A 20757-nucleotide genomic window follows, 5' to 3' on the forward strand; every position below is an offset into this window, starting at 1 on the left:
GGCTCATCGTTCGATGAGTATTTTTTGCGAATAGGTTTTTTTATCGTGCTGAATTTTCAATATGTAAAATTCAGCACTGAGTTGACCCAGGTCAATTTGCGAAGAGAACTTGCCAGAGAAGCCTGGATACGAACGCAGGTACACCTGCTGTCCGGCTGCATTGAAAACGGCAATACCGAGATCTGCTTTGGTATTCACTTCAAACGAAAGATTGAAGCGACCGTCGTTGGGGTTGGGTGATACACTGAGCTTGATCTCCCTGGCGAGCACTTCCGGTGGAATAGCTGTAACAGCTACCTGGAAAGGATTGGAAGTTTTCATACATCCAATGCCATCCGTTATAGAAACGGTATAAGCGCCGGAATTCACCGGTTTGTATTTCTGACCGTTTGCTCCGGAGATGGCTTGTCCGTCTACATACCACTGCAAGTTACCGCCTACGCTGCTGACAAGCGAATCGCCCACCTGTGTGATAACAGGTGCTATGGGTGATGTAGCCACTACCGCTGTTCTCGCGCTCATACAGGCGCCCGTGGTAACATTCAAATTGTACAGGAAATAATAATAAGCCGATGAGGGCTGACCGCTTTGCGGGAATACATCGAGGGTATTACCGGTGATGGTCATGATACCGGGTATACCCTTAGGATAAGTGTTGCTTCCTGCGATATTGTTGTTCCTGAAAATAGTGGCGCCGCCCGCATCGCATTCGGTGATGAGGATATGATCTCCTGTTTGCGTTACAGGCAGGTTGAGAAAATAAACCGCACCGGTATCTTTCGGATCATTACCCTTAACCTCACCTGAAGTAGCCGGTTGTATAACAGGGTTAGAAGAAGAAACATTCAATGTAGTAGTAGCCAGGATTGTATAAGTATACGTGCGGTTGGTAAGGTCAGCCGAACCCAGATTGGCTACAGTAAATTTGATAGTACCTGGATTGCTGGTGTACAACCTGACGCTTTTCAATATAACCGGCACACTGTTGTTGAACTTGATGAGATTTCCTGAGAAATTATTATATCCGCCACTGTCATAAGCCATTTTAGTTGTGGGGCCAATGAATACATCCGCATCTGTGCCAGCATAATAAGTTTTGTCGCTGGTAATGGTGGCCGTATTGGTACTCGCTCCTGTTGCAAAAGGAGAAGCAGTTGTTGCAGACGTGTACCAAAGATAATTGGCACCCTGTTGCGGATTGGTTGCTTTGAGGAATACGGTGCTGCTACAAAGTTCAGCCGTAGCAGCAGGACCTGCCGGTGAAGAACTAATGGTAATGCTGGTAGTGATCGTATTGTTGGCAGGAAGCTGATCACCTGGTAATGAAGCGGTAGCGGTGATCGAATACGTTCCCGGCGCCATGCTGCTCACAGGCGTCTGCAAAGTGAAATTATCAGAGCTGAGGGAAGCCAGGTTTCTTTTCAAAGTATCCGTAAGTGTAGCCACTGTTGTGCCGCCGCTGTTTTTCACCACTACCTGCACCGGTATATTGGTTTGGGCGGCCGTTCCGTTATTCTTCAGTGTTACGGTAAAATACTTAGGGTTATCTGGACACTCAAGCGCGGCCGGCGTAGCGATACCCGCTGCTGCTATATCTATTGAAGGCGGCACCGCCCGGAGACGGTAATCCTGGGTTTCGCCTCTTACATAACCTGGATTGCTGCAAGGTGTCACCACACTGGTATCTGTCGTTTCTTCCTCCACAATGCGCATCATGTAAAAATTACCCACCACCAGGGTATTGGGGGTACTGACAGTTGCCTGAAAAACACTTCCATTAGACAGAACACTGCTTACTGCCACCAATTCGCCCGAATCAGCAAAGCTGCCGTTGTTGTTGTAGTCGATAAAGACCTTTACAATTTTGCTGGCAGCCGAAGCATCAGCACTGCCTACTTTCACATAGATGGGAATGTTTTGCAGGGGTTCGATGTTGGCAGTGAGTTTGGTATTATCGGTATACGTAGTAGCAGTACCGGGATTGGCGTAATGAATAGAGGAGAAGCTCACGCTGTCGATCCTCGATCCGGCATTTGATGTGGGGGTAGAAGCGCAATAAGCGGTTCCACCTGCACCGCTTACCAATAAGGTATAAGCTTGTCCGCCGTTTACGAGGGAGCCTTTATGGGTAACCGTGATGGTATAAGTTCGTCCGGGTACTGTACTGTCTATATCAATGCGCTCTATATTATCTGTCCTGTTATCTCCCGGCACCGCTGCAGCACCCGGATTGGTAGGGTTAAGTGTCCAGGGCATATAAGTACGGCTGCCCTGGGTAATACGGAGATCAAGGTCGTTGACCAGCCTTTTGGTGGTATCACTCATAACGGTCTCTACAGGTCCTGCCACATCGGTCCAACTGATGGTGGCTTTTAAAGGCCCGTTACCTGAGCTCACCACAGGAATAGTAAAACTACTGGAACTGTTATTGTCGAGTGATTTTTCATATAACAAATGCGTACTGGTAGCTGCATTGTTGCTACCAATGGCAGCGGTCATCACTGCCGCCGCTTTCTCAACGTTCAACAAACCCCATCCGAACATATAATTGGGTCCCGGATTTGTGCCTGCTGCTTCTGTAGTATGAATGGCCAGGCCTTTCAATGTAGCGGAACGCATGAAAGCGGAGGAACTGCTTTTCAGTTTGGAATAGTATTCCTGTAGGAGGAACAAAGAGCCCGCTGCATTGGGCGATGCCATGGAGGTACCGCTGTAACTGGCGTAGCTTTTATTCGAAGTGGCGATACTCGATAACACATTGACACCGTCTGCAACCAGGTCTGGTTTGATACGGCCATCATCGGTGGGCCCCCAGCTGCTGAAATTGGCCATTACCACATCGGAAGGACGGCTGTAGCCGTTGGGCAATCCCTGCACGGCGCCTATTGTGAGGATATTCTTGGCATTACAATCCCAGGGGATGCTGCCATAACTATCATTGTTGCTGATGCCGGCTGGGCGCTTTCCTGCTAAAACCATCTGGTTACTGGCATCGTAACGGTAATAAGGTGAATCAACGGGCGGACCGTTCGAAGTGCGGTTGTTGCCGGCAGATTTTACGATCAGATAGTTGGGAGCATAATAGGTGATGGAATCCAATGCCTGGGCATCAATGCTGTAATACCCGAATTTATAGTCCCTGTTCTCATTGGGACGTCCATAGAATTCCCAACGGCTCTTAGTATCGTTGTAATTCCATCCTGCAATAATAGAATAGGAATGATTGGATATCAACAGGCCCGGCGCTTCCAGGGCCATTTCAGAAATATCATTTTTGAAATCATAAGCAATGATGCTTTTCAGTCCGAATGACATTCCCTTTGCATAAGGATTTACACCCGAAGCCATCAGGGTACCGGTGGTATGGGTAGCATGGTCGTCATAAGCTACGGTAGCCGCTTCTTTTTGAACGATGCGCCCGGTAAGTTCAACATGGGCATCCAGGGGCCTGCCACCATCCCATATACCCATCTTGTTGGCCAGGTAATCTGAACTGCCGCTGAGGTTAAGTCCGCTTGCGCCCCCCGGCCATAACTGGTTGGCCCTGGTGGTGGCAGCGGCAATGGTATTGTTGTTGGTAATGTAGTATTTAGGATAATTGAAAGCATCAACACCCACCAGTACAGCTTTCGCCCCATTTTTACCGGTAATGACCAATGGCCATCCTTTTTGTTTGGCCATTGACAATGCACGGGTATAACCATCATCTTCCAAAATCCTGTACCCACGTGCAGCCTGTTCCAATATTTTGTTGTTCGTAGAAACCTGCGCCAGACCTATTGTCACAATTCCCATCATAAGCGCCAGGCAGAGCATTGATTTTTTCAACATAACCTGTTTAGTTTAGCGTATCGCAAGATTTGCCATAAATCCCATCTAAAGAGTAGAATCATCGTTAAATTTAGATACTTTCATCATTCAAAGTGAAGCATGAAGCATATTCTTTTTTTCGTTTTCGGACTCTGTTTAACCTTTATGGCGTGTTCATCGGGAAAAAAGCTGCATTCATCCGTTCCCAAACAGGGCATTAGCGGAAAACTGCTGTTTGCTTCGGGAAACCACATGCCCATGGTAGGCGCCCCGCCCAATGATCCGCAACCCCTCAAAGGAACCATATTGGTGTATGAACCTACCAATTTGTCACAGGTAACCAGGATGGGAGACGCACCTGAATATACGGCCATTCATACCAGGCAGATTGCCTCGGTGGAAACCGATAGTTCCGGCACTTTTTCCATTGCACTCCCTCCCGGCGCTTATTCACTCTTCGTAAAAAGAAATGACCATTATTATGCCAACCTGTTCGATAACAACAACAATATTGCATTGTATACGGTGGAAGAAGGAAAGCTTACCACGGTTAAGATCACAGTGAGTACTACAGCCGTTTATTGATCGGATACTTTTTGTTATCTTTGCACCTCGGTATGAACCTGGGGACGTTGTTAGCGCAGTATCAAAATGACCCCCGCCTTTTTCAGCTGGCGGACAGGCTTTCTTTTGCCGATCCCCAGCGAATCTTTCTTAAAAATTTACAGGGCAGCAGCACAGAATTTATCGTAAGCGCTGTTTTTCAACGCGATCAGCAACTGAACCATCTCGTAGTACTGAACGACCCGGAAGAAGCCGCTTATTTTCTAAATACCCTGGAGAGCCTCACACAGGCACTGGATATTTTTTATTTCCCGGCTTCTTTTAAGAACAGGAGAAACTTTAAAGTGCTCAACAGTTCGCATGTGATGTTGCGTACAGAAGCCCTGACAAGACTGGCCGCAGGAGGTAATAAAAAGATCATTGTTACTTATCCCGAAGCGCTTTTTGAAAAAGTGGTGCTGCCCAAAACACTCAACAGTAATATCATCAGCATCAAAACCAATGATACCATCAACCCTGAAAGCCTGATGGAATTGTTTGTGATGTATGGGTTTGAACGTACCGATTTTGTGTATGAACCCGGACAGTTTGCGGTTCGTGGGGGTATCCTGGATATTTATTCTTTCGGTAATGAGAAACCTTACCGTGTTGAATTGTTTGGCAATGAGGTAGACAGTATCCGCATTTTCGATCCCGAAACACAATTGAGTGAACGCAAGCTGTTACAAGTAAATATCATTCCGAATGTAGAAACGCAATTCAGTTCGGAAGAAAAGATACCGCTGCTGCAATTCCTTTCCGAGAATACGGTGGTATGGCTCAAAGACCTCGATGTAGTGCAGGAGAAACTGCAACAGCAGGAAGAAGACCTGGAAGGATTCATAGATATGCTCAAAGGAGGATATTCCATGCAGTCTTTCGATGACGACGACCAGACCAAAGTGTTGAAAGAGATCAATAGCGAGGATTTTATCAAAGCGGCGTCGTTACAAGATGCATTGAGACAGCGGCATGTTGTTGAGTTTGGGCTGAAGCCTTATCTCGCCAATTTCGAGATCGAATTCAAAACCAGGCCCCAGCCTTCTTTCAACAGGCAGTTCGATTTGCTCATTCGTGATCTCAAAGCGCATGAGTCTGCCGGGTTCAGCATATACATTTTTGCCGAACAGGCCAGGCAATTGGAAAGATTGCACAGTATTTTCAATGACCTCAATACCGATATACAATTTGTGCCGGTGGTGTCGGGCATTCATGAAGGCTTCATCGACGAAGACCTCAAAACAGTTTGCTATACCGATCACCAGTTGTTCCAGCGTTACCATAAATACAAGGTCAAGCAGGCATACAATAAAAACAAGGCGCTTACGCTTAAAACCTTGCGCGACCTGCAGCCGGGCGATTTTGTTACGCACATCGATCATGGTGTGGGCCGGTACAGCGGACTACAAAAACTGGAAGTGAACGGAAAACTACAGGAAGCTGTGCGCATCATTTATAAAGACAGTGATATCCTGTATGTGAACATCAATTCACTGCATAAAATTTCCAAGTACACAGGCAAAGAAGGTACGATTCCCAAGGTGAATAAATTGGGCAGTGATGTTTGGGCAAAACTGAAAGACAAAACAAAGGCGAAGGTCAAAGAAGTGGCTTTCGACCTCATCAAACTATATGCGCAGCGTAAGTCGCAGCAAGGCTTTGCGCATACGCCGGACAACTATATGCAAACCGAGCTGGAGGCATCCTTTATTTATGAAGATACGCCCGACCAGAGCAAGGCTACGGCTGATGTAAAGAAAGACATGGAAAGCGCTTCGCCGATGGACAGGCTGATATGTGGCGATGTAGGATTCGGTAAAACGGAAGTGGCTATCCGCGCCGCTTTCAAATCGGTAGTAGATGGCAAGCAGGCTGCTATACTGGTACCCACTACCATTCTGGCTTTTCAGCATTACAAAACTTTCAGTGAACGGTTGAAGGACTTCCCGGTAACCGTTGATTATATCAACCGCTTCAAGTCGGCCAAAGAGAAAAAAGAAACCCTGAAAAAACTGGAGGAGGGCAAAGTAGATATCATCGTAGGTACACATGGGTTATTGGGGAAAGAAGTGAAGTTCAAAGACCTCGGTGTAATGATCGTAGACGAAGAACAAAAATTCGGCGTGGGACACAAAGAGAAATTGAAGACCCTGAAAACGAATGTGGACTGTCTCACCCTTACGGCTACACCCATTCCGCGGACCCTGCAGTTCAGTCTCATGGGTGCCCGGGACTTGAGTATTATCAATACGCCTCCGCCTAACCGGCAGCCCATTCAAACAGAGTTGCATGTGTTCAATGAAGATTTTATCCGCGACGCCATTTATTATGAAACAGAACGGGGCGGACAGGTCTTCTTCATTCACAATCGTGTACAGGGACTGGCAGAAATGAGCGCATTGATACAAGGGTTATGTCCTGATCTGAGTGTGGGACATGCGCATGGACAACTGGAAGGGCATGAACTGGAAGAGCGCATCATGGATTTCATAGACATGAAATACGACGTATTGGTATGTACCAATATTGTGGAGAGTGGCGTAGATATTCCGAATGTGAATACCATCATTGTAAACAATGCGCACCAGTTCGGACTGAGCGATCTGCACCAGTTGCGCGGAAGGGTAGGGCGCAGCAACAAAAAAGCCTTCTGTTATCTGCTGGCCCCCTTGAGTACATTGCCTTCCGACTCGAGAAAACGTTTGCAAACACTGGAGCAGTTCAGTGACCTGGGCAGTGGTTTCCAGATTGCGATGCGCGACCTGGATATCAGGGGTGCAGGAAACCTGCTGGGTGGTGAACAAAGTGGTTTTATGGCGGATATCGGTTTTGAGATGTACCAGAAGATACTGGAAGAAGCCATCCGTGAACTCAAGCGCAGTGCTTTCAAGGATTTGTTCAAGGAAGAGATCAGCAAACAAGATGATTATGTGAGCGATTGTACTATTGATACCGACCTCGAAGTGTTGATACCCGATGATTATGTGGAAAGCATCACCGAAAGATTATCGCTTTATACGCGGCTGGATAATTGCGAACAGGAAACAGAACTGACCGGCTTCCACCAGGAAATGGTAGACCGTTTCGGTCCTATGCCGCCGCAGGTAGAAGACCTGTACACAACGGTGCGGTGCCGTTGGCTGGCGGTAGACCTGGGCTTTGAAAAAATGACTTTGAAAGAAGATACCCTGCGTTGTTATTTCATCAACCGGCCGGACTCGCCTTATTTTGAATCGGAATTGTTTAAAAAGATACTGGCTTATCTACAAACCGGTACCAATAAAGCCAGGCTGAAACAAGCGGGCAAAAATTTCCTGCTGGTGGTTGATCAGGTGAAAGACATGGATGCCATGTATCGTTTCCTTCAGCAAATGCACAGCGCAGTATTGGCCGCACCTGCCCTCGCGCAATAAAAAATCCGGTCCTTTGCAGAACCGGATCCTTCGCTATTAATGAGTTATGAAAAACTGCCGCAAGGCTTAGAATCCTTTCTTCGCCACACCATCGGCTATTGCCTGCAGCGCTTTTGCTTCGCCAAGGATGGCAGCCATTTTATTGCCTTTTCCATCATGACCGGCAGCCATGTACCCGCCGCGTGCAGTTTTGGTAATCACTGCGTCTTGCATGGGAACATTCTTCTCTTTGGTCTTGAGACAGTATGCTTTGATCATTTTTGAAGTGTCCATAGTAATACGAATTTAGGGTTAATGAAAGTTCAACTATTCTAAAATAAGGTTTTTTCCTTAATACCGCCATTTATTTACTAACCAGTGTTGCGCCATTAAACGTCGATCTTGGCGTATTTGGCATGACTTTCAATGAATTCGCGGCGCGGCGCCACTTCATCACCCATGAGCATGCTGAAGATACGGTCGGCCTCGTAAGCGCTTTCAATGGTCACCTGTTTAAGGGTTCGGCGGGCGGGATCCATGGTGGTTTCCCAGAGCTGGTCGGCATTCATCTCACCCAAACCTTTGTATCGCTGGATGGTAACGCTGTCTTCCCGGCCCCCTGCCAGTTTTTCCACCAGCAATTTGCGTTGCTCTTCATTGTACGCATATTCCTGTTCTTTTCCTTTTTTCACGAGGTACAGCGGTGGCTGGGCAATGTATACATAACCCTGTTCTACCAGTTCCTTCATATAACGGAAAATAAACGTAAGAATAAGGGTGGCGATATGCGATCCGTCCACATCGGCATCGGTCATGATGATGATCTTGTGGTAGCGAAGTTTGGTTGTGTTCAGCGCTTTGGGATCTTCGGCAGTGCCTACTGTTACGCCCAACGCTGTGTACATGTTGCGTATCTCTTCATTCTCGTAGATCTTATGTTCCATGGCTTTCTCCACGTTCAGAATCTTACCCCTTAACGGCAGAATAGCCTGGTAGCTCCTGTCGCGCCCCTGTTTGGCCGTACCGCCTGCCGAGTCTCCCTCTACCAGGTAGAGTTCACATTTCTCCGCATCGCGTTCACTGCAATCGGCCAGCTTACCGGGCAGGCCACCGCCGCTCAGCACGGTCTTGCGCTGTACCATGTCGCGCGCTTTTTTAGCGGCTACCCTTGCCTGTGCAGCCAGGATGATTTTGGAGATCACATATTTGGCTTCCTTCGGATTTTCTTCCAGGTAGGCTTCCAATACCCTCGACACGGTGGTTTGCACCACACCGCTCACTTCACTGTTACCCAGCTTGGTCTTGGTCTGTCCTTCGAACTGCGGCTCGGGTACTTTCACCGAAATGATAGCGCTCAGTCCTTCCCTGAAATCATCTCCTTCAACGGTTACCTTGGCTCTTTCAAAGAGACCTTCCTTATCGCCATAGTTTTTAAATACCCTTGTCAGGGCCTGTCTGAAGCCCGTTACGTGTGTACCGCCTTCGATGGTATTGATGTTATTGACATAAGAGAAGATGTGCTCTTTGAAATCATCGTTATAGGTAAGCGCCACTTCCACGGCTACATTGGTAGACTCATCGTGTCCTTCCACATACAAAGGATTCGCAATGAGGGGCGTGCGGTTGCCGTTCTTATCGAGCATGGTAACAAACTCAACGATGCCACCTTCGCTATAAAAATTACGGATATAGACATTGCCCTCTTCGTCTTTCTCACGTAAGTCGGTGAGGGTAATGCTGATGCGTTTGTTCAGGTAAGCGAGCTCGCGCAAACGGCCTTCCAGGATGTCTTTTTTATATACTGTTTCCTGGAAGATGGTGGTATCTGGCCAGAAATGTACAATGGTACCGGTGATATTGCTGGTGCCAATCTCCCTAACAGGATACTGGGGCACACCGATATGGTACTCTTGCTCAAATATTTTTCCTTCGCGGTGAACGGTCACGTGCAAAGTGGTGCTGAGGGCATTCACGCAACTCACACCCACACCGTGCAAACCGCCCGATACTTTGTACGTGTTCTTATCGAATTTACCACCGGCATGTAGTACGGTCATCACCACTTCCAAAGCACTTCTTTTTTCCTTGCTGTGCATGGCGGTAGGGATACCGCGCCCGTCGTCCTGCACGCTGATGGAATTGTCTTCATGAATGGTAACGCTGATGTTCTTACAATAACCGGCCAGTGCTTCGTCAATGGAGTTGTCCACCACCTCGTACACTAAGTGATGCAGACCTTTTACCCCTACATCGCCGATATACATCGCGGGCCTTTTACGAACCGCTTCCAAACCTTCCAGTACCTGTATGCTGTCGGCACCATAATTTTTATTTTGTGCCTCTTCTTTGGTCATTTGTTCCTCACTCATAAATGCTTGATAATCCTGTATTTTAACTGATTTTGCAAAGTTGACAAAGTTAATGAAAATAAGGGGTTCTGCCGAGGCTAATAGAGCAATTTTTCCCCATTTATAACCCGCTTCCCAAGTTATAAAATGACAGGCCCGTGACGGTTTTGATAGGGCCTGTTTTTGCAGATAGATGTTTGTACATTAATTTTGTGCCGCATGTTGCAGGTAATGGATATACTAAGAGTGGCTAGCAAAAGCGGCATAGAGCCGGATTTGGATATTTTGTACCAGAAAGAGCAACATGTTCCCGGTTCCATCCAATACCAGATCAAGAGATATTATGCACAACATCCCTGGGTGGCGGAAGATACCGGCATGATGGTTTACCATTATAACCCCGATAAATCTGCTGAAAACTACCTGGAATTACGCTATTGCACTACCGGTAACCGTTATTGCAGCGAAAAAAGCTGTGCCAATTGCAGTGAACTGCCCACAGAAAACTGCAGTGGAAAACACAAAACGGTAGATGTATTCACTTTTCATTTCACAGCCAGTTTCCTGGCCCAGTTTGTACATAATGTGAAGTTGAGCAACCGCAAAGATGAAGTGCTGGCTTTCAGGCATCCGCACGCTTTCACCAAGATATTCCCTTTGTGTAACCGCAAACGGAATGCCTTGGACGCGTTACTCAATCACAGCTATTCAGGCGCTTTGGAAAACATTTTCGTGAATGCCAAAGTGCATGAACTCCTGTTGTACAGCCTGGAATGTTTGGTTGATGAAAAAGAAGAAGGTTTTGTCTGCAAGTTCCTGGCTGATGAAAGCGGCCGCGAACGCATTTACCAGGCGCGCGATATTTTATTACAACACATCGGTGATCCCATCACGATCAAAGAACTGAGCCGCAAAGTGGCTATGAACGAGTGCTACCTCAAAAAAGGTTTCAAAGAAGTCTTCGGCACTACCATATTCGATTTCTACCAGCAACAGCGCATGGAGCACGCCAAATACCTTTTGTATGAGAAAAGCTTAAGCGTGACTGATGTTTCTGCTTTGCTGGGTTATTCTTCTATCTCGCATTTCTCCGCTGCCTTCAAGAAGCATACAGGTATCAAGCCCTGCGAATTGTTGCAGTAATTATTCTTGTTATTAACTATCAGTTTGTCTCGCTGAAACCATGGTATTTCAGGAATGCATTGTATTCCTGCAGAAATGTTTTTCGTTGATGATGTGCTTCCTGGTTGTCAATATATCGCTGTACGTTCGGAATGGCCGATTCGCTTACAGAGACAGCAAAATAATCACTTTGCCATTGCAACTTTGAAGGAGGTGCATTGGCCTGTTGATTGAACCAATGCGCAGATTCTCCTTTGATCAATTGTACAATGTCATTAATAGTTTGGGTAGGCTTTAAGAATACAAGGCAATGAGCATGATCAACGTATCCATTGATCCTGTCAATATGGATTCCTTTAGCGAAAGCATTTTGTTTTATATGATTGAATAACATTTCTCTGAAAGGTTTTATCAGAATGGGCTTTCTGTATTTTGTAGCCCAGACATAATGGATACATACTCTTGTGTAAGGCATTTTTATTTGTAAAACAAGAGATTTAGAATGAATGACACAATAGGAATAAACACCTGATTTTTCTTTCAAAAAATCCTGTACAGGGGCTAAAGCCCCATCAACAAAAACATCTTTATGTTCTCCAGGCTAAAGCCTGGAGCAAAGTTTCAATTTATTTGCTTTGTATCTCATTCATAATCTTTACCTCAGGCTTCACCCTGAGGGGCAAGAGAAATTAGGGCTTTCTGCATCAGTTACATTTTGATAGCTGAAGCCTGTAATAAAACATCCAAAAGCTCCACAAACAAATCATTCACAATCTTTGCCTCAGGCTTCAGCCTGAGGAACAAGAGAAATTGTAGTTTTTTGTATCTGCATCATTTTGATAGAGGAAGCCTGGAGGAAAGTATTCAAAAGCTCTGCAAAACAAATCATTCACAATCTTTGCCTCAGGCTTCAGCCTGAGGAACAAGAGAAATTAGCTCCTCCTTTATTAATTTTAGGATCATTAAAATAGCTTTATGAGAAGAATCATTTCTATTGCAGCAGTCATGATGTTTTGTGCCTGTAAGGCCCCCCAAGCCGATCTGATCATTCATCATGCAAGAATATACACTGTAGATTCAGCTTTTTCTGTTACTGAAGCCATGGCTGTAAAAGATGGCAAAATCCTGGCCACAGGAAAGAATGAAGATATACTAAAGCATTTCACCGCTTTGGAAAATATCGATGCACAAGGCAAAGCGGTTTACCCGGGATTCATTGATGCACATGCGCATTTTGTAGGTTACGGGCGCTCCCTCTTCCAGGTGGATCTTTTTGGATGCAATAACTGGGAAGAAGCAGTAACCAGGGTGAAAGCATTCGCTGCAGAACACCCTAACCTCGATTGGATACAGGGTAGAGGATGGGACCAGAACCGGTGGCCCGGTAAATCTTTCCCCACCAATGAAGCGTTGAACCAACTCTTTCCCAATAAACCTGTGGTGCTCACCAGGGTAGACGGACATGCTTCTATTGCCAACCAGAAAGCATTGGATCTGGCCGGGATCAAAGCGGGACAAACCATCACAGGCGGTTTCATAGAAGTGAAGAACGGAAAGCTGACCGGTGTATTGATCGATAATGCAGATGATAAAGTATATGCACAGATACCCGAACCTTCGAAAGAAATGTACACGCAATGGTTGCAGCAGGCAGAGAAAAACTGTTTCGCACAGGGACTAACCACCATTACCGATTGCGGGTTGGGTTACAGAGATGTAGAAGCCATTGATGCATTACAGAAAGAAGGCAAGCTGAATATGCGGTTGTATGTTATGTTGAGTGATGAGCCGGCTAATCTTGAAAGATACCTGAAAAAAGGCCCCTACCGCACAGATAAATTATTGGTAAAAGGCGTGAAAGTTTATGCCGATGGCGCTTTGGGAAGCAGGGGCGCCTGTCTTTTACAACCTTACAATGATAAGCCGGGATGGACGGGCTTCCTGTTGCGCAATCCCAGTCACTATGATTCCCTCGCGCGGGTATTGGCAAGCACCGATTTTCAAATGTGTACACACGCTATTGGCGACAGCGCCAACCGCGAAATATTACAGATCTACAATAAATACCTGCATGGCAAAAACGACAAACGCTGGCGCATAGAACATGCGCAGGTGATCAACCAGCAGGATTTTCATTTGTTCGGTGATGCCAGCATTGTTCCTTCTGTACAACCTACACATGGCACCAGCGATATGTACTGGGCGGGAGACAGGCTGGGCGCAGAAAGACTGAAAGGTGCGTACGCGTATAAACAACTGCTGCAACAGAACGGATGGATTCCTTTGGGCACTGATTTCCCGGTAGAAGATATTTCTCCTTTCAAAACATTCCTGGCCGCAGTGGTGCGGAAAGATGCGAAAGGATATCCAGCCAATGGTTTCCAAACAGAGAATGCCTTGACGCGCGAGGAAACCATCAGGGGAATGACCATCTGGGCAGCGAAAGCCAATTTCATGGAAAAAGAAATCGGCAGTCTTGAACAAGGCAAGAAAGCCGATTTCATTATGCTGGACCAGGACCTGATGAAGGTTCCGGAGACCGATATTTTAAAGGTGAAAGTGAAAGCCACTTACCTGGGAGGGAAGAAAGTTATTTGATCTCTCCCACCATGTCTGCTGGTATTACCCACTGGTCGAACTCTTCGGGAGTAAGATAACCCAGTTTTACTGCCATCTCTTTCAACGTAGTACCTTCTTTGTGCGCCTTTTGCGCAATCTCGGCAGCTTTATAGTAACCGATCTTTGTGTTGAGCGCTGTTACGAGCATCAGGCTGTTGTCTACATGTTTTTTAATATTGGCCTCGATAGGTTCAATACCCGTGGCACACTTATCGTTGAAGCTTACACAACCTTCGCCAATCAGGCGGGCGCTGTGCAGGAAGTTGGCGATCATCACCGGTTTGAACACATTCAGTTCAAAATGACCGGTAGCGCCGCCTATGTTGATGGCCACATCATTACCCATTACCTGGGCAGCAATCATCGTCAGGGCCTCACATTGTGTGGGGTTTACTTTGCCAGGCATGATGGAAGAACCGGGCTCATTATCGGGAATGAATAATTCGCCAATACCGCTGCGTGGGCCAGAGCTGAGCATGCGTATGTCATTAGCGATCTTCATCAGGCTTACCGCCACTGTTTTCAAAGCGCCGTGCGCTTCCACGATGGCATCGTGTGCAGCCAGCGCTTCAAATTTATTTTCAGCCGTAACAAAAGGCAAACCGGTAAGCGTTGCAATATGTTTGGCCACATTCACCGCATAATTTTTAGGTGTGTTGATGCCGGTGCCTACAGCTGTACCACCCAATGCCAACTCGCTGAGATGCGCGAGGCTGTTGTTGATGGTACGCAAGCCATGATCCAGCTGGCTTACATAACCACTGATCTCCTGGCCCACGGTAAGCGGCGTAGCATCCATGAAATGCGTACGGCCGATCTTTACTACCTGCATGAAAGCCTTGCTCTTGGCAGCCAGTGTATCGCGCAATTTTTTGATGCCGGGGATGGTTACTTCCAACAATATTTTATACGCTGCTATGTGCATAGCAGTAGGGAAAGTATCGTTGGATGATTGTGATTTATTTACGTCGTCGTTCGGGTGCAGGAATTTGTCCTTATCGGTCAGTGCACCACCTTTGATCACATGTGCACGGTAGGCGATCACTTCATTCACATTCATATTGCTCTGCGTGCCGGAGCCTGTTTGCCATATCACCAGGGGAAACTGATCATCGAGTGTACCTTCCAGTATCTCATCGGCCACCTGGCCAATCAGCCGGGCTTTCTCTTCCGGTAATACCCCTGCATCGAGATTGGTAAGGGCCGCTGCTTTTTTGAGGTAAGCAAAAGCCTTGATGATCTCTTTGGGCATTTTATTGATATCCTGTGCGATCTTGAAATTCTCAATGCTGCGCTGCGTTTGGGCGCCCCAGTATACATGGGACGGCACCTGAACCTCACCCATGGTGTCTTTTTCGATACGGTAACTCATGATTTTATCATTTTTGACGCTGCAAAGTTAACGCAAGAAGGGCAGACGGTTTGGAAAAAACCATTCAACAAATTATCCTGAAAAACATATCATATTTTTTTATCTTACCCGCCTAAAACTGTACTTATGAAATGGATCAAATCGGTTGGGTTTGTTGCACTGGTCATGATTGTCCAGGTGAATTTTGCACAAACACAATATGAGTGGAAACAGGCCACATCAGGGGGATACACTTACAAATACGTGACCAACGACCCCATGCATGCCCGGTTCTATACCCTCAGGAACGGGCTCACCGTTGTATTGTCAGTGAATAAAAAAGAGCCACGCATTGCCGTGCGCATCCCGGTAAGAGCGGGCAGTAATACCGATCCCAGGGACCATACCGGCCTGGCCCACTACCTCGAGCACCTGCTGTTCAAAGGAACAGACAAATACGGTACGCTCGACTGGGCCAAAGAAAAGCCTTATCTAGATAAGATAGATGCGTTATACGAACAGTATAATTCCACCAAAGATGAAGCAGCAAGAAAAGAGATCTATAAGGAGATCGACAAAACCTCTGGTGAAGCTGCCAAACATGCTATTGCCAACGAGTATGATAAAATGATGGCTGCCATGGGCGGCCAGGGTTCCAATGCACATACCTGGGTGGAAGAGACCGTATATGAAGAAGATATTCCTTCCAATGCGCTGGAAAAATTCGTAGACCTGCAGGCCGAGCGATTCCGTAACCCGATACTGCGGATCTTCCATACAGAGCTGGAAGCAGTATATGAAGAGAAGAACCGCTCGCTCGATGAAGATGCCTGGAAAATACAGGAAGCTTCTCATTTCTACCTGTTCCCCACACACAATTACGGACAGCAAACTACCATCGGTACCATCGAACATTTGAAAAACCCTTCTATCAATGCTATCCGTGATTATTACCATAAATACTATGTGCCCAACAATATGGCCATCGTAATGTCGGGCGACCTGGATCCCGATAAAACCATTCGGCTCATCGATGCTAAATTCTCTTACATGAACGCCAAGCCGATCCAGGAATATAAGCCTTCACCGGAAAAACCCATCACCGAGTCAACGGTAAAAGATATTTTCGGACCCAGCGCTGAAAGCCTGCAACTCGATTTCAGGGTGGGACCTGCCAATTCGAAAGAGGCATTGCTGGCCGATCTTACATCTTCTGTATTGTCGAATGGCAAAGCCGGCCTGTTGGACCTCAACCTGAACAAACAACAGAAAGTACTTCGTTCCAATGCAGGGGTGAGACAGTACAAAGATTATGGCGTGTTCATCATCAACGCTTCACCCAAACAAGGGCAGACACTCGAAGAAGCCAAAGACCTGGTGATGGAGCAATTGGATATCCTGAAGAAAGGAAATTTCGATGCTTCACTGATCAAAGCCATTGTAGCCAATTATAAACTGCAACAGTTGCAGGGACTGGAAAACAATGCCAACCGTGTGGAAGAGATTACCGATGGATTCATCAAAAACAAAGGACTGTTGTGGAATGATGATGTAGCTGTGCTGGATAAGATGGGTAAAGTAACCAAGGAAGAACTGGTGGCGTTTGCCAATCAATTCTTTCATCCCAATAACTATGTGTTGTTGTACAAACGCAAAGGGGAGGCGAAAGGTGTAGCAAAAGTAGAAAAGCCGCCCATTACACCAGTAGAGACCAATGCAGATAAGCAATCGCCTTTTGTAAAAGCCATCAACGGCATGTCTATGGCGCCTGTAAAACCTGTATGGCTGAATTTTGCAACGGATATGCAACGTGCTAAAGCGGGAAAGGCGGAAGTTTTGTATGTACCCAACAAAGACAACGGCCTTTTCAACCTGCAGTACAGGTTTGAAATGGGCGGATGGAATGATAAGCTCTTGCCTTTGGCATTGCAGTACCTGCAATTCATTGGTACGGAGAAAAAATCTTCCGAAGATATCAGCAAAGCGTTTTACAACCTGGCTTGCAGTTTCAATGCGAATGCGGGCAATGAGGAAACAACGGTTTCCCTGAATGGATTGCAGGAGAATTTTGATAAAGCCTCCACTTTGCTTGAAGACCTGGTTCGCAATTGCAAAGCCGATGAGGCAGCGCTGGAAGGAATGAAGAACCGGCTCATGCGCGCAAGGGCCAATAACAAGCTCAACAAAAGTATGATCATGACTGCGCTCCGCAACTACGGTGTGTATGGAGAAAAAAATCCTTTCAATTATACTTTAACCGACGCTGAGATCAAAGATATCAAAGCGGCAGACCTGGTGAACATCCTGCATAACCTGTTCAATTACCAGCACAGGGTTATTTATTACGGCCCTAAACCATTGGCTGCGTTTGCAACCGATATTGCCAAAATACACCAGCTCCCGGCTGCATGGATGGCTGCCAAAGAGCCGGCTAAATTTACCCGCAGAACACAGGGTAAAAATGAAGTCCTGTTTGCCGATTATGATATGGTGCAGTCGGAGATTTTCTGGGTAAGGAACCTGGATGCGTATGACCCTAAGAAAGAAGCGGTAACCGGTATTTTCAATAACTATTTCGGATTCGGAATGGGCGCCATTGTATTCCAAACCATAAGGGAATCGAAAGCGCTGGCCTATTCAACTTTTGCGGTATTGCAAACACCTGCTAAAAAAGAAGACCAGTTCGCATTCATGTCTTATGTAGGTTGCCAGGCAGATAAGTTCAATGAAGCTGTTGCCGGCATGAACGACCTGTTGAATAATCTTCCCGAAGCAGCGCAGAATTTCGATAATGCAAAGAAGAGCCTGTTGAAAGATTATGAAACAGAACGCATTACCAAAGAGAACATTGTATCCAGTTATCTTGCCAACCTGAAGAAAGGGGTGGATCACGACCTGAGAAAAGATGTGTATGAACAGGCTGCTTCGATCCAGTTCAGTGATATCAAGGGTCTGCATGATACCGATCTCTCGCAGAAACCTTATACTTATTGCATCGTGGCGTCTGAGAAGAAATTGAAAGAAGAGGATATGAAAAAGATAGGAGATGTGAAAAAACTGTCACTTGCCGAACTGTTTGGATATTGATTATTTCTTAGCCCAGGGCTTAAGCCCTAGGCTAAGATTTTTTAATTTCCAGTAAAGCGGGGTTTTCTTTTTTCAAGGAAAGCGCTGGTGCCTTCTTTCATATCGACTGTATCGAAACATTCTCCGAAAGCAGCTACCTCTACCGCATAACCATTCTTTGTTTCATCGAACACGGCATTGGCCGCTTCAATGCATTTGGCTACTGCCAATGGCGCTTTGCTGTTGATGGTTTGAAGAATGGCCGTGGCTTTGGCCAGCAGTTCTTCCGGCGGCACTACTGCATTCACCAGTCCGTATTGCCATGCTTTTTGCGCATCGATCATTTCACCGCTCATGAGCAGTTCCAGTGCTCTTCCTTTTCCAATCAACTGAACAAGCCGCTGGGTGCCACCGTAACCTGGTATGAGTCCGAGGTTCACTTCAGGCTGACCGAATTTGGCGTTGTCTGATGCGATCCTGAAATGACAACTCATGGCCAGCTCGCAGCCCCCGCCTAAAGCAAACCCATTCACGCAGGCAATAATGGGTTTAGGAGATTGTTCGATCCGTGCAAAAATGGTCTGTCCTTTTTGCGCCAGTTGCATGCCCTGGGCAGTGTCCAGTCCTACGAATTCCGCGATATCCGCTCCGGCAACAAAAGATTTGCTGCCCGATCCGGTAATGATCACAGACCTCACCTCGCTTTGATTGAGTAATTCAGTCAGCGCCTGGTCCAGCTCCTGCATCACCTGGCTGTTCAATGCGTTGAGTTTATCGGGACGGTTGATGGTAATGGTAAGGATGCCATTGTCGAGGGAAGTGAGCAATGTATGGTACATGTTGCTGGTTTTAAGCAAATGTAACCGGATTGTGCTGAACCCAATTAAAAAGAGTGCCTGGGGGAGGCACTCTGACTAATGTTTAATCAACAAAAGTAGTAATGGTCTTGATATGGATATTGAACTTTGATTCCAAAGATTCATTCTTCTTTTTATATAAACGAAATAGTTTTATCCAATGGGAAGAAATCAGCATTGAAGTGGGGGTTACAATAAACCAACCGTTTTCTTTTTTGTATAACCTTTTTTTTCATATAATTTTTTACACAACGTTCCAATGCTTTTCAACTACATTTTGGATTGCATTTGCTACGTTTCATACGCCAGGTTTTATCGAAAGAGCTTATTTATTTATTTTGCTCTGTTGATTGCATGTTACCCGGCGTAGCATCAAGCGATCCAAACCAATATTTATGATAAAAATCCTTATCGTTAACGATAAGTATGGTACTGCTGTGAAGATGAGGAAATTGATTGCTGGAACGATCGCAGAAGACATCGAAGTAGAGATATTGCCTGGAATTGAAATAGCCCGGGACTGGCTCAAACTTCATCCTGAACCGGATATCATACTTATGGATGTTCATCTACGAAGCGGGGTCAGTTTTGATCTTTTCAGGTATTTGAAAGTCGAATGTCCTATTATTTTCACTACTGAAAATGATTATGTATCCTGCCTGTACAAGATGCGGACCAGTCAATATATGTTGAGCCTGGCAGGAGAGGAAACGGATGAGTACCCGGTAGCACTGGATGAGAGTGGCAGTTATCAGCGGCAACATGCAGCGAATAATCTCCTGCAAGTCATTACAGGCTTAAAGACTCCTTCGCAACCTTCATACAAAGAGAAGTTCATCGTCCATGTGCGCAATAACTGGATTCCCGTTAACACCCGGGATATTGCCTGTTTTACGCGCAAGCACCTCAATTACCTCTATACTTTTTCGGGTGAAAAATATATACTGGACTACGGTACACTGGAAGACATAGAGAAGTTGCTCAACCCTCAATCTTTTTACCGTGCCAACCGTCAAACAATTGTGAACATCGATGCGATTGGCAGTATGAAGCCTTTGGGAAACCAGAAGATCCTGCTGGTATTGATAGATCCGCTTAAAATGGAAGTGGATGTGAGTCGGGAAAAAGCGCCTTATTTCAAAAGATGGTTTGACCGCTAGAACGGCCTGTGTGCAGCCACCCATTGCCGTATATAATTGGCAATAGCTGTTGTAGGAGTGCCCGGAGCAAAAAGCATACCCACACCCATTTCATTTAATTGTTTGATGTCATCTTCGGGTATGATGCCGCCACCGGTGAGCAGCACATCATGCATGTTTTTTTCTTTGAGCAGTTGAATGATCTTGGAGAAAACCGTCATGTGCGCGCCGCTGAGAATGCTGATGCCGATGGCGTCTACGTCTTCCTGTAAGGCTGCGTTCACCACCATTTCAGGTGTTTGTCTCAAACCGGTATAAATAACTTCCATACCGGCATCGCGTAAGGCGGTAGCAATTACTTTGGCGCCGCGGTCGTGGCCATCGAGACCTACCTTGGCAACGAGTACTCGTATGGGGCGATCGTTTTTTTGCATGGTGCAACAAAAATAA

General features: G+C 46.3%; 13 protein-coding genes. 6 read left to right on the forward strand and 7 right to left on the reverse strand.

Translation table 11 applies throughout. The features are described from left to right. Nucleotides 1–3 precede the first annotated feature (3 nt). Nucleotides 4–3831, reverse strand: coding sequence for a S8 family serine peptidase (locus BLU98_RS11335; RefSeq protein ID WP_092724125.1), 3828 nt, complete (start codon nucleotides 3829–3831; stop codon nucleotides 4–6). A gap of 144 nt (nucleotides 3832–3975) precedes the next feature. Here BLU98_RS11335 and BLU98_RS11340 point away from each other — a divergent pair, with 144 nt between their 5' ends. Further along, complete coding sequence (locus BLU98_RS11340) at nucleotides 3976–4395, forward strand: carboxypeptidase regulatory-like domain-containing protein (RefSeq protein WP_139173904.1); 420 nt, start codon at nucleotides 3976–3978, stop codon at nucleotides 4393–4395. Between the two features lie 32 nt (nucleotides 4396–4427). After that, nucleotides 4428–7826: a transcription-repair coupling factor gene (gene mfd, locus BLU98_RS11345; protein WP_092724176.1), complete on the forward strand. Its 3399-nt coding sequence runs from the start codon at nucleotides 4428–4430 to the stop codon at nucleotides 7824–7826. A 66-nt stretch (nucleotides 7827–7892) separates the two neighbouring features. Here mfd and BLU98_RS11350 read toward each other — a convergent pair whose 3' ends face one another. Both BLU98_RS11350 and gyrB read right to left on the reverse strand, forming a co-directional pair. Further along, nucleotides 7893–8099: a hypothetical protein gene (locus tag BLU98_RS11350; RefSeq protein WP_026768059.1), complete on the reverse strand. Its 207-nt coding sequence runs from the start codon at nucleotides 8097–8099 to the stop codon at nucleotides 7893–7895. Between the two features lie 95 nt (nucleotides 8100–8194). Then, nucleotides 8195–10174: a DNA topoisomerase (ATP-hydrolyzing) subunit B gene (gyrB, locus tag BLU98_RS11355; protein WP_257574919.1), complete on the reverse strand. Its 1980-nt coding sequence runs from the start codon at nucleotides 10172–10174 to the stop codon at nucleotides 8195–8197. A gap of 198 nt (nucleotides 10175–10372) precedes the next feature. On the opposite strand from gyrB, the gene BLU98_RS11360 reads away from it, so the two are divergent. Continuing rightward, entirely contained in the window at nucleotides 10373–11296 is a 924-nt protein-coding gene (locus BLU98_RS11360) for a helix-turn-helix domain-containing protein (protein ID WP_092724128.1), read from the forward strand. 19 nt (nucleotides 11297–11315) lie between these two features. Here BLU98_RS11360 and tnpA read toward each other — a convergent pair whose 3' ends face one another. Continuing rightward, nucleotides 11316–11750, reverse strand: coding sequence for an IS200/IS605 family transposase (gene tnpA, locus BLU98_RS11365; protein WP_092724129.1), 435 nt, complete (start codon nucleotides 11748–11750; stop codon nucleotides 11316–11318). Nucleotides 11751–12250: 500 nt separating this feature from the next. On the opposite strand from tnpA, the gene BLU98_RS11370 reads away from it, so the two are divergent. Then, the gene (locus BLU98_RS11370; RefSeq protein ID WP_092724130.1) at nucleotides 12251–13873 is read left to right on the forward strand and encodes an amidohydrolase; all 1623 of its coding nucleotides are present in this window, start codon (nucleotides 12251–12253) and stop codon (nucleotides 13871–13873) included. On the opposite strand, the gene fumC is transcribed toward BLU98_RS11370, so the two are convergent. Next, the gene (gene fumC / locus BLU98_RS11375; protein WP_092724131.1) at nucleotides 13866–15266 is read right to left on the reverse strand and encodes a class II fumarate hydratase; all 1401 of its coding nucleotides are present in this window, start codon (nucleotides 15264–15266) and stop codon (nucleotides 13866–13868) included. The genes BLU98_RS11370 and fumC overlap by 8 nt on opposite strands. 126 nt (nucleotides 15267–15392) lie before the next feature. On the opposite strand from fumC, the gene BLU98_RS11380 reads away from it, so the two are divergent. Further along, complete coding sequence (locus BLU98_RS11380) at nucleotides 15393–18332, forward strand: M16 family metallopeptidase (protein WP_092724132.1); 2940 nt, start codon at nucleotides 15393–15395, stop codon at nucleotides 18330–18332. 41 nt (nucleotides 18333–18373) lie between these two features. Here the strand turns inward: BLU98_RS11380 and BLU98_RS11385 are convergent, their stop codons facing one another. Then, entirely contained in the window at nucleotides 18374–19150 is a 777-nt protein-coding gene (locus tag BLU98_RS11385) for an enoyl-CoA hydratase/isomerase family protein (RefSeq protein ID WP_092724133.1), read from the reverse strand. Nucleotides 19151–19563: 413 nt separating this feature from the next. Here BLU98_RS11385 and BLU98_RS11395 point away from each other — a divergent pair, with 413 nt between their 5' ends. Next, nucleotides 19564–20328: a LytR/AlgR family response regulator transcription factor gene (locus BLU98_RS11395; RefSeq protein WP_092724135.1), complete on the forward strand. Its 765-nt coding sequence runs from the start codon at nucleotides 19564–19566 to the stop codon at nucleotides 20326–20328. On the opposite strand, the gene BLU98_RS11400 is transcribed toward BLU98_RS11395, so the two are convergent. Then, entirely contained in the window at nucleotides 20325–20741 is a 417-nt protein-coding gene (locus BLU98_RS11400; protein WP_092724136.1) for a cobalamin B12-binding domain-containing protein, read from the reverse strand. The two genes, BLU98_RS11395 and BLU98_RS11400, sit on opposite strands and share 4 nt — an antisense overlap. Nucleotides 20742–20757: the final 16 nt, after the last annotated feature.

This window comes from Hydrobacter penzbergensis, assembly GCF_900106985.1.
In the GTDB taxonomy this organism is placed as follows: domain Bacteria; phylum Bacteroidota; class Bacteroidia; order Chitinophagales; family Chitinophagaceae; genus Sediminibacterium; species Sediminibacterium magnilacihabitans.

What these genes read in the sequence shown, in the direction of transcription:
- BLU98_RS11370 (WP_092724130.1), top strand. Translation starts at nt 12,251, where the DNA reads ATGAGAAGAATCATTTCTATTGCAGCAGTCATGATGTTTTGTGCCTGT.
- BLU98_RS11360 (WP_092724128.1), top strand. Translation starts at nt 10,373, where the DNA reads ATGTTGCAGGTAATGGATATACTAAGAGTGGCTAGCAAAAGCGGCATA.
- mfd (WP_092724176.1), top strand. Translation starts at nt 4,428, where the DNA reads ATGAACCTGGGGACGTTGTTAGCGCAGTATCAAAATGACCCCCGCCTT.
- BLU98_RS11380 (WP_092724132.1), top strand. Translation starts at nt 15,393, where the DNA reads ATGAAATGGATCAAATCGGTTGGGTTTGTTGCACTGGTCATGATTGTC.
- BLU98_RS11350 (WP_026768059.1), bottom strand. Translation starts at nt 8,099, where the DNA reads ATGGACACTTCAAAAATGATCAAAGCATACTGTCTCAAGACCAAAGAG.
- BLU98_RS11400 (WP_092724136.1), bottom strand. Translation starts at nt 20,741, where the DNA reads ATGCAAAAAAACGATCGCCCCATACGAGTACTCGTTGCCAAGGTAGGT.
- BLU98_RS11395 (WP_092724135.1), top strand. Translation starts at nt 19,564, where the DNA reads ATGATAAAAATCCTTATCGTTAACGATAAGTATGGTACTGCTGTGAAG.
- BLU98_RS11340 (WP_139173904.1), top strand. Translation starts at nt 3,976, where the DNA reads ATGGCGTGTTCATCGGGAAAAAAGCTGCATTCATCCGTTCCCAAACAG.
- BLU98_RS11385 (WP_092724133.1), bottom strand. Translation starts at nt 19,150, where the DNA reads ATGTACCATACATTGCTCACTTCCCTCGACAATGGCATCCTTACCATT.
- gyrB (WP_257574919.1), bottom strand. Translation starts at nt 10,174, where the DNA reads ATGAGTGAGGAACAAATGACCAAAGAAGAGGCACAAAATAAAAATTAT.
- fumC (WP_092724131.1), bottom strand. Translation starts at nt 15,266, where the DNA reads ATGAGTTACCGTATCGAAAAAGACACCATGGGTGAGGTTCAGGTGCCG.
- tnpA (WP_092724129.1), bottom strand. Translation starts at nt 11,750, where the DNA reads ATGCCTTACACAAGAGTATGTATCCATTATGTCTGGGCTACAAAATAC.
- BLU98_RS11335 (WP_092724125.1), bottom strand. Translation starts at nt 3,831, where the DNA reads ATGTTGAAAAAATCAATGCTCTGCCTGGCGCTTATGATGGGAATTGTG.